At 75.0% G+C, this 9,189-nt stretch carries 8 protein-coding genes; 3 read left to right on the top strand and 5 right to left on the bottom strand.

Translation table 11 applies throughout. The features are described 5' to 3' along the window. The 3 genes from HCN56_RS20485 to HCN56_RS20475 all read right to left on the bottom strand — a co-directional run. Positions 1-1,093: PAS domain-containing protein (locus HCN56_RS20485; RefSeq protein WP_376770904.1), on the bottom strand; the 1,093-nt coding region annotated here is incomplete at its 3' end. Between the two features lie 659 nt (positions 1,094-1,752). Next, positions 1,753-2,379 carry a pyridoxamine 5'-phosphate oxidase gene (gene pdxH / locus HCN56_RS20480; RefSeq protein ID WP_167973276.1) on the bottom strand — a complete coding sequence of 209 codons (627 nt, stop codon included), beginning with the start codon at positions 2,377-2,379 and terminating at the stop codon, positions 1,753-1,755. A 958-nt stretch (positions 2,380-3,337) separates the two neighbouring features. Then, positions 3,338-4,072 (bottom strand): FadR/GntR family transcriptional regulator, encoded by a 735-nt coding sequence (locus HCN56_RS20475; protein WP_312871319.1) that lies wholly within the window; start codon positions 4,070-4,072, stop codon positions 3,338-3,340. A gap of 260 nt (positions 4,073-4,332) precedes the next feature. On the opposite strand from HCN56_RS20475, the gene HCN56_RS20470 reads away from it, so the two are divergent. Together HCN56_RS20470 and HCN56_RS20465 are read left to right on the top strand one after the other, a co-directional pair. Then, positions 4,333-4,848, top strand: a complete 516-nt coding sequence (locus tag HCN56_RS20470; RefSeq protein ID WP_167973272.1) for a gluconokinase — start codon at positions 4,333-4,335, stop codon at positions 4,846-4,848. 166 nt (positions 4,849-5,014) lie between these two features. After that, positions 5,015-6,403 (top strand): GntP family permease, encoded by a 1,389-nt coding sequence (locus HCN56_RS20465; RefSeq protein WP_167973270.1) that lies wholly within the window; start codon positions 5,015-5,017, stop codon positions 6,401-6,403. Positions 6,404-6,636: 233 nt separating this feature from the next. Here HCN56_RS20465 and HCN56_RS20460 read toward each other — a convergent pair whose 3' ends face one another. Continuing rightward, the gene (locus tag HCN56_RS20460; RefSeq protein WP_167973268.1) at positions 6,637-7,128 is read right to left on the bottom strand and encodes a GNAT family N-acetyltransferase; all 492 of its coding nucleotides are present in this window, start codon (positions 7,126-7,128) and stop codon (positions 6,637-6,639) included. A gap of 192 nt (positions 7,129-7,320) precedes the next feature. Here HCN56_RS20460 and HCN56_RS20455 point away from each other — a divergent pair, with 192 nt between their 5' ends. Beyond that, the gene (locus HCN56_RS20455) at positions 7,321-8,370 is read left to right on the top strand and encodes a beta-ketoacyl-[acyl-carrier-protein] synthase family protein (RefSeq protein ID WP_167973266.1); all 1,050 of its coding nucleotides are present in this window, start codon (positions 7,321-7,323) and stop codon (positions 8,368-8,370) included. A 74-nt stretch (positions 8,371-8,444) separates the two neighbouring features. Here the strand turns inward: HCN56_RS20455 and HCN56_RS20450 are convergent. After that, positions 8,445-9,189 (bottom strand): (Fe-S)-binding protein (locus HCN56_RS20450; RefSeq protein ID WP_167973264.1); only part of this gene is annotated, 745 nt, incomplete at its 5' end.

Below are 9,189 nucleotides of genomic sequence, written 5' to 3'. Positions count from 1 at the left end.
CGCCGGCACCGGGCGCAGCGGGCGGGGGCGGGGCTGCCGGGGTGCGAGCCGCACGGGCGCCCGGGCGTGCCGAGGGGACCAGGTCGAGCAGCGCGTGCTCGGCGAAGCCCGCCAGCGCGAAGTCCAGGTGGACGACGGCCGCGTCCATCGGGTCGGCGCAGTCCGCCGCCGCCCGGGCCGCGCGGTTCAGCTGGCCGTCGCGGAAGCGGCGCCGGGTCGCCTCGCGGGACTGGCGGCGCTCCAGGGTGACGTCCCGGAACACCCAGGCGACGCCCAGCGGGGAGGGCTCCGTCGCCAGCGGGGAGCCCAGCGGCAGGAAGCCGCTGAGCCAGCAGCGGCGGCGGCCGCCGGGGAGCCCGCCGCGCGACTCGCCGTGCGCGTCCTCCACCGAGCCGTCCTCGTGGAGAGTGACCCACAGCTCGACGGGTTCGGCGGGGGGCTCACCCGCGAGGGCGTGTTCCAGCGCGCCCTCCAGCTCCGGCAGCCCACTGCCGAGGAACTCCGCCAGCGGCTCCCCCAGCATCTCGACCGGGGAGACGGCCAGCGCCCGGGTGGCCGCCTCGTTGAGGGCAACGGTGCGCAGGTCGGCGTCGACGAGCAGCACCGACCAGGCCGAGCCCGCCAGCAGCGCCTCGCTCAGGGCGATGCGGCGTTCGAGGTCGAGCTGGGCATGGACATCGCTGAACGCGCAGTAGGCGCCCGCGACCCGCCCGGCGGCGTCCCGCACGGCCGCGGTCTGGGCCCGGACCAGCAGGCGGGAGCCGTCCTTGGTGACGAACGGGAACTCCTGGACCTGGCGCGGCGAGCCGCCGGCCGGGGTGTCGCCGGTGACGGCCAGCAGCCGGTCCTGCACGTCGGCGGCGTCGGTCTCGCGCACCACCCAGCCGCCGAGGCCGCGCCGGCCGAGGGCCTCACGGGCGCTCCAGCCCAGTAGCCGCTCGGCTTCCTGGTTCCAGTGGGTGACGCGCCCGTCGCGGTCCACGGCGAACAGCGCCGCGTCCATCCCACCGAGCAACGAGGCGAGCAGCAGCGGGTCGGGAATGCCGTCCCCGGTGAAGTGCGCCCCTGGCTGGGACTGTGAGTGCGTGGTCACGTCGAACCCCCTCCGCGGTGCCGCCCGGCGGCGCGTCCGGGGGCGTCACCGCCCGCGGCACCTCGTTCGTCTCCGCGCCGCGCCGTGCGCGGGCCGCGCGGCGCCACCCCGGGGCACCAGGCGGGCACCGCCGGTGGCCGGGCGCGGGGCCCGGCCGAACCGCGGGGCCCGGTCGGAGCGCCGCGTGGTGCACGGGTCCGCACCATTCAACTCCATGGTGTGCGCGGTCACATCGCCTTCGGCGGGATTCGGCCGCAGTGGTGTTCGCCACCACCGCGCCGAAAACCTCTTGAGACCGCGGCCGGGAGTGCCTACCGTGGTGAGTACACGAGAAGGGAGGTGGTTCGGCAGATGATCAAGAACCGGACGCGTGAGGTGACTGCGGCCTGAGGCCGTCGTCCCACGTCAGTGCGGATGCCGGCGTCGCCGGCCAATCCCGAGCAGTCACCCGACCCGCGGGCCGCCGGTGTCGTCCGGCCGGCTCCTCTGCCTCGGCAGGGGACCAAGGCCCGCGGGTCGTCTGCGTTCCACCGCGCGCGGCGCGGCGACCGCCCCTCCCCCGGCGGGGATCTCCCGCCCGGCACGTCTCGCGGATGCGGAGGTGCGCGGCGAGCAGCCGCCGGCCACGGGTGGGCGCGAGCCCCGCCGCCCACCACACCTCACGGGCAGAGCCGGCGGACCTCCCAGGCCCCGGTCCCGCGGCGGACGAACCGCAGCCGGTCGTGCAGCCGGTTGTCCCGTCCCTGCCAGAACTCGATCCACTCGGGCCGCACCCGGTAGCCGCCCCAGGTGGGCGGGGCCGGGACGTCCTCGCCCTCCGGGTAACGGCGGGCCAGTTCCTCGTAGCGGCGGTCGAGTTCGCCCCGCGACCCCACCTGCTGCGACTGGTCGCTCGCCCAGGCGCCCAGTTGGGAGCCGTGCGGCCGGGTCCGGAAGTAGGCCGCCGTCTCGTCGCGGCCGGTCCGTTCGACGGTCCCGGAGACGATGACCTGCCGGGCCAGGTCGTGCCAGGGGAACAGCAGCGAGGCGTGCGGGTTGACGGTCAGCTCCCGCCCCTTCGCCGAGGCGTAGTTGGTGAAGAAGACGAAGCCGCGGTCGTCGAAGTGCTTGAGCAGGACGGTCCGCGAACTCGGGCGCCCCTCGCCGTCGGCGGTGGAGACCACCATGGCGTTGGGCTCGCCCAGTCCGCCGGAGACAGCCTCGGCGAACCAGTCGCCGAAGAGCGCGACGGGCTCGGCCGGCAGTTCCGTCTCGCTGAGTCCGGCGGCGCGGTAGCGGGCGCGCATCGCGGCCGGGTCGGGGCGGCCGAGCGGGGTACCGGTGGGCGACGAGGGGGCGTTCGGCGCAGCGGAGGGGGTGGACGGGGCGCGGTCGGCGGCGTTGTCGGACACGGCCATATCTTGCAGCATCGAGGCGGCCGTGGCTGGTCCCCGCCGGTTTCCTCACCACCCCTGTGTCCGGCGGACACCTGGGGTTAAGGTCGCCGCTCCCGGCGACGGGGGGCGCGCGCCGACCACCGGACCGCCGGCGGGCCCCGGCCGGTGCGGAACGCGCCGGAGCGCACCTCCCGTCCCGGATCGCGCGGCGCCGAGCCCCCTGGTGGGCGAGCCGACAGACCCTGCCGCACGGGGCGCCGCAGGCCTTCCGCGGTCCGGCGTCGCAGATCGGAGTCGTCCGCAGACGGGCCTTCCGCCGCACGAGGGGATGACGTACCCGGGCGGCGGTACAGCCGCTCACCCGCTGTTCGCCGCCTCCGGACGGACCACGGACCGGGCGGGTGGCGGCGGTCGCCACCGGCGCCGCGGCGTGCTCCCGGCGTACCGGCGGACCCTCCGTCAGATCGCGTAACCGTCCGAATTCCATCGGCCGTGCGACGGGTGCGGCCGGGCCCTGAGCCGCCGCACCGGCGCGCCCCGGGCACCGCCCGTGAGACCGGGCGGAGCGCACCGCCCCGGTCGTGCCCCGGCGGCACCGGAGGTGCGCCGTCGGGGACGGTGCGACGGCGCCCCGCGACCGCGGCACACCCCCGCGCGGCACGGCAGCCGACCCGCCGCACGCCCCGGACTCCTCCACCACCTGACAGAGCGACACCCGGTCGGGCCACGTGCCGTGGTGCGGGGTGGACGGGTGGGCGACGGCACCCAGGGCGGGGTGGCGACACGGCGGAAAAGGGGTCGGCGGCCGGGAGCCGGGACGACCGCCTCGGCTCCCGAACATCCGCGGTGCCGGGGGTCCGACGTGCCGTCAGGGCTTGCGGGGTCGGATGGGGGCCATGGCGTCGCGGACCTCGGCGAGCAGCCGCCGCATCGCGGTCTCGGCCGCTTCGTGCTCCCCCGCCGCGACCGCGCGGGCGACCTCGTCGTGCAGGTCGAGCGCCTCGGGCACGGGGCGGTGCGGCATCAGGCCGAGCTGGGTGCGGCCCCGCAGCACCGCGGAGACCACGTCGGTGAGGGCGACGAACATCTCGTTGCCGCTGGCGCGCAGCAGCAGCGAGTGCATCTCGATGTCGAGGTCCATGAAGGGGTCGAGGCGGCCGGACTCGCCGAGGGCGCGCATCTCGACGGCGAGTTGCAGCAGGCGTTCCCGCTGGTGGGTGGTTGCCTCCCGGGCGGCCGCGGCGGCCGCGAGGGGTTCGACCGCTATGCGCAGTTCGGTGAGGGAGCGGAGCTGGGTGTCCCGTCCGGGACCGGCGAGCCGCCACCAGATGACCCGGGGGTCGTAGACGTGCCAGGAGTCGGGCGGCTGGACGGTGATGCCGACGCGGCGGCGGGAGACGACCAGTCCCATGGACTCCAGCAGGCGCATCGTCTCGCGGGCGACGGTCCGGGAGACGCCGAACCGCTCCTGGATGCCGTCGAGGGTGAGGCCGTCGCCGGGGGCGAGGGTGCCCGCGGTGATCTCCAGCCCGAGTGCATCCAGCACGGAGTGGTGGAGGGAAGCGCCGTTGCCGGCTCCGGTGTCCACTCGCTCTTTCCCCACGTCGGAACCCTATCCTCCGCTCCCGGCCGCCGCGGACCGGGCGTCACCCCGCGGGGTCGGTCGGTGACCGGCGGGCGGAGCGCCCAGGGCCTCCGCCGGCCGGGGACGACACAGCGCATCCGGTCGGGCACCCGCCGCTGACCTGCGGCGGACCGTTATCGAAGCGAGTGCGCACGGAGGACATCCGGGGGTTCCCCTGCCGGAAACATTGGTGTTACCTTTCCCCACCATTGGTAACACCTTTCAGTGAGGAGAGGCCCATGTCGCCGACCACGCTCGTGGTCATGGGGGTGTCGGGAGCCGGCAAGACGACCATCGCCGAGCTGCTCGCCGACCGCCTCGGCTGGCCCATGGCGGAGGCGGACGCGCTGCACCCGCAGTCCAACATCGACAAGATGTCGGCCGGGACCCCGCTGACCGACGCCGACCGGCTGCCGTGGCTGGGCATCATCCGCGACTGGATCAGCGAGCGCGCCGCCACCGGCGCCTCCGGCGTCGTGAGCTGCTCGGCGCTGAAGCGCAGCTACCGGGACCTGCTCCGCGAGGCCGAGGGCCGGGTGCGGTTCGTGCACCTCTCCGGCACCCAGGAGCTGATCTCGGGCCGGCTGCACCTGCGCACCGGGCACTTCATGCCGCCCACGCTGCTCGCCTCGCAGTTCGCCGACCTCGAACCGCTCGGCGAGGACGAGGACGGCGTCACCGTCGACCTGCGCCGCACCCCCGAGCAGATCGTCGACGACGCGCTCGCCGCCCTCGGCCTGACCGACCGGGCCTGACCGACCGGGCCTGACCGACCGGGCCGGCCCACGCGGGCCCGCCCCTTCGGCGCCGGCCGGGCGCGCCATCCACCCGGCCCCAAGCCGCCCGGCAGACGGCCGCCGACCATCCGACCTCACCGACCTCACCGACCCACCACGTCCCGCACGGCAACGGAGCTCACGCATGGACCCCACCGACACCTGGACGCAGACCCTGGGCACCGGCCCGCTGCTGGCCATCGCCGCCGCCGCCATCGGTGTGCTGCTGTTCCTCATCATGAAGCTGCGCGTCCATGCGCTGCTCGCGCTGATCCTGGTCAGCCTCCTCACCGCGTTCGCGGCCGGCATCCCCTCCAACCAGGTGGTGGACACCCTGGTGGGCGGGTTCGGCTCGACCGTGGGAGGCGTGGCCCTTCTCGTCGGCCTGGGCGCCATCCTGGGTCGGCTGATCGAGGTGAGCGGCGGCGCGCAGGCGCTCTCGGACGCCCTCATCCGCCGCTTCGGCGAGGACCGCGCCCCGCTGGCGCTCTCCATCGCCTCGCTGTTCTTCGGCTTCCCGATCTTCTTCGACGCCGGCCTCGTCGTCATGCTGCCGATCGTCTACACGGTCGCCCGCCGCGTCGGCGGCGGCATCCTGCGCTACGGCCTCCCGGTCGCCGGCGCGTTCTCCGTGATGCACATCTTCGTGCCGCCGCACCCGGGCCCGGTCGCCGCCTCCGAGCTGATGGGCGCCGACATCGGCCTGGTCATCCTGCTCGGCATCCTCGTCGCCGTCCCGACCTGGTACGTCACCAGCTACCTCTTCGGCCTCTGGGTCGGCAAGCGCATCGTGCTCCCCGTGCCGGACATCCTGACCGGTGGCGAGCAGGCGGAGAAGGACGAGAACCCGCCCTCCCCGCTGACCGTCATCGCACTGCTGGTGCTGCCGCTGCTGCTGATCTTCGGCAACACCGGTCTCAACACCGCCGCCACCGCCGGCTGGGTCGACGGTGACGCCGGCTGGGTGCACCTCCTCCAGGCCATCGGCGCCACCCCCGTCGCGCTGCTCATCACCGTGCTGGTCGCCATCTACGTGCTGGGCACCCGGCGCGGCCGCGGCGGCGACGTCATCGAGAAGCTGACCGACTCGGCGCTCGGCCCGATCTGCTCCATCATCCTGATCACCGGCGCCGGTGGCATGTTCGGCGCCGTGCTCCGCGAGGGCGGCATCGGCGACGCGCTCTCCGGCTCGCTGTCCGACCTGGGCCTTCCGGTCATCGTGGTGGGCTACCTGGTCGCCACCGCGCTCCGTATCGCGCAGGGCTCGGCCACGGTCGCGCTGATCACCGCCGCCGGCCTGGTGCAGTCCGTGGTGCTCGCCGGTGACTACAACGCCGTCGAGATCGCCGCCATCGTGCTGGCGCTCGCCGCCGGCTCGGTCACCGCCAGCCACGTCAACGACTCCGGCTTCTGGCTGGTCGGTCGGCTCCTCGGCATGGACGTCAAGACCACGCTGAAGACCTGGACCGTGCTCCAGACCACCATCGGCCTGATGGGCTTCACCATGGCGGCGACGATCTTCGCCATCGCCTGACCGCGGGCGGCCGCCCTCCCGGGCCGCCGCCCCGGCGCACGACGGGCACGCCCCCTGCTCCGCGACCCCGCGGCCGGCAGGGGGCGTTCCCGTGCCGGCGGCTCCGGCACGGCGCGGAGCCCGAGCGCGGCGGGACGGCGGGACGGCGGGTTCGGCGGGTACGGCGGGAGGCGGAACGGGCGAAGGGGCGGGGGCCGGGGCGGCACGCAGCGGCCGCCACCCGGCCCGGGGGCTCAGCCGTCCGCCGCCGGTCCGCCGGCCAGCCGCTCCAGCGCCTCACCGGTCACCCGCTGCACCGTCCACTCGTCCATCGGTTCGGCACCGATCGACCGGTAGAACCCGATCGCGGGCGCGTTCCAGTCGAGCACCCACCACTCCAGCCGCCGGTAGCCGCGCTCCACGCAGATGCGCGCCAGCGCCGCCAGCAGCGCCCGGCCGTGACCGCCGCCGCGCGCCTCGGGACGGACGTAGAGGTCCTCCAGGTAGACGCCGTGCGTCCCCGTCCAGGTCGAGTAGTTGCGGAACCACAGCGCGAAGCCGACGGGCTCCCCGGGCTCCTCGCCCTCCGCGATGAGCGCGAACACCGCCGGCTGCGGGCCGAACAGCGCCTCGCGCAGCTGCTCCTCGGTGGCCTCGACCTCGTGCTCGGCCTTCTCGTAGGCGGCCAGCTCCCGGATCATCGCGTGGATGGCGGGAACGTCGGTTTCGGTGGCGGTGCGGATCATGCGGGCAGCGTAGCGCCGCACCCGCCCCCGGTCGTGGCGGCGGCCGGCTTGGAGCCCGCCCTCCTCGCCCCGTCGCGGCGCACCGCTGAGGTCGGAACGAACCGGTCGCCCTGCTGGTAGCGCACCACACCTTCGAGTGGGCCTCCCCTGATCGGGATGTGGCCCGCACGCCGGGCTGCCTACCGTCACGCCATGCCCAGCATCACCATGCCCGCCGTCCGGTACGCACCTCACTGGGTCAGCACGGATGAGCTCGCCGCCACCTATCGGTTGCATCACCCGGACCATCCGCGCCTCGCCACCTGGATGCGCATGGTGCGCAGCACCGGTGTGGAAAAGCGTCCCTGGCTCCGCCCGCCGGCGAGCACGGGCGCTGCCGACGGCGTCGGTCCGCGGTCCCGCACCGCGTACGGCGCCGCCCGGGACCTCGCAGTCACCGCGGGTCGCGATGCCCTTGCCGCGGCCGGACTACGCCCCTGTGACATCGACGCGGTGGTCACCTCACACACGTCCAGCTACACCGTGCCCGGTCTGGAGGTGGACCTCGTCCGCCGGCTCGGACTCCGGCCCGACGTCTCCCGGGTCGGCCTGGCCACCGCCGCCTGCGCGGGCGGCGCCCACGCACTGACGCAGGCAGCCCGTATCGCCCGCGATCTGCCCGATGCCGCCGTACTAGTGGTCGTCAGCGAGGCGCTGTCGACGCTGTTCCACCCTTCCGGCGAGCTGTCCCTTCAGCAGGTGCTGTACTCCGGGTTGTTCGGGGATGCCGCCGGCGCGGTTGTCGTCACCGGTGACGCGGCACCGCTCGCCGGAAGGCGGGTCCAGGTGGGCGAGGCCTGGGAGTACCTGCTGCCCGATTCCGAGGACGCCTACTGGGGTGTGATCGACCAGCCGGGCATCCGCTTCGACTCGGGCGCCCGGTCACGGACTGCTCCGGGGCAGGTCGGCCCCGCGTTGGGAGAATGGCTCGCCCGTGGCCCCGCGCCCCAATGGGCGGTCGTCCACCCCGGTGGACCCGGGATCATCTCCACCACGCTGGAGGCCATCGGCATGGGCCCCGAGGACGGGCGTCACGCCCGTGACTCGCTGGCGGAGGCCGGGAACCTCGGCGGAGTCGCGGTCCTGGACGTGCTCTCCCGCACGCTGGCTGCTCCGGTCCCACCCACCGGCCCCGGGCTTCTCGTCGCCCACGGCCCCGGTTTCACCACCACTGCGCTACGCCTGGACGGCGCCCCGGTGTGACGCGCACCCACACCAGGGATCACGGCGTAGCGCCGCGCCCGTCCCCGGTCGCGGCGGCGGCCGGCTCACGGCTGTCACCGGCGCCGCGGCGGGAGGTGATCGGCCAGGACCTCCGCGAGGTGGCGGGAGCGGTGGCCACCGAGCTGGTCGAGCTGGGTGCGGCAGGAGTAGCCGTCGGCGAGGATCTCGGCATCGGCCGGCGCCTCGCGGACCGCGGGGAGCAGCTGTTCCTCGGCGCAGCTGACGGAGACCTCGTAGTGGCCCTTCTCGAAGCCGAAGTTGCCGGCGAGGCCGCAGCAGCCACCGGAGAGGTCGCCGGTGAGGCCCGCCGCCTCGCGCAGCCGCCGTTCGGGGGCGTCGCCGAGCACGGCGTGCTGGTGGCAGTGGGTCTGGCCCACGACCGGACGGTCGACGCGGGGCGGCCGCCAGTCGGGGGCCAGCTCCTCCAGGGTCGCCGCGAAGGTGCGGGTGGCCGCGGCCAGCCGGGCGGCGCGGGGGTCGTCGGGGAGGAGTTCGGGGAGATCGGTGCGGAGTGCGGCGGCACAGGGCGGTTCCAGCACCGTCACCGGGAGCCCGGCGTCGAGGGCGGGTTCCAGGACGTCCAGGGTGCGGCGCATCACGGTCCGGGCCCGGTCCAGCTGGCCGGTGGAGACATAGGTGAGGCCGCAGCAGACCGGCCCCTCGGGCAGCGCGGTCGTCAGCCCGGCGTCCGCGAGCACGGCCCGCGCGGCGTGCCCGGCCTCGGGTGCGAGGTGGTTGGTGAAGGTGTCCGGAAGGAGCAGCAGGTCGGCGGCGGGCTTCTCCAGGGTCGCGGCGTCC

This window comes from Streptomyces lonarensis (assembly GCF_012033735.1).
In the GTDB taxonomy this organism is placed as follows: Bacteria; Actinomycetota; Actinomycetes; order Streptomycetales; family Streptomycetaceae; genus Streptomyces; species Streptomyces lonarensis.
This window is presented reverse-complemented; position numbering and strand designations above follow the sequence as displayed.

What these genes read in the sequence shown, in the direction of transcription:
- pdxH (WP_167973276.1), bottom strand. Translation starts at nt 2,379, where the DNA reads ATGCGCGCCCGCTACCGCGCCGCCGGACTCAGCGAGACGGAACTGCCG.
- HCN56_RS20470 (WP_167973272.1), top strand. Translation starts at nt 4,333, where the DNA reads ATGTCGCCGACCACGCTCGTGGTCATGGGGGTGTCGGGAGCCGGCAAG.
- HCN56_RS20465 (WP_167973270.1), top strand. Translation starts at nt 5,015, where the DNA reads ATGGACCCCACCGACACCTGGACGCAGACCCTGGGCACCGGCCCGCTG.
- HCN56_RS20460 (WP_167973268.1), bottom strand. Translation starts at nt 7,128, where the DNA reads ATGATCCGCACCGCCACCGAAACCGACGTTCCCGCCATCCACGCGATG.
- HCN56_RS20455 (WP_167973266.1), top strand. Translation starts at nt 7,321, where the DNA reads ATGCCCAGCATCACCATGCCCGCCGTCCGGTACGCACCTCACTGGGTC.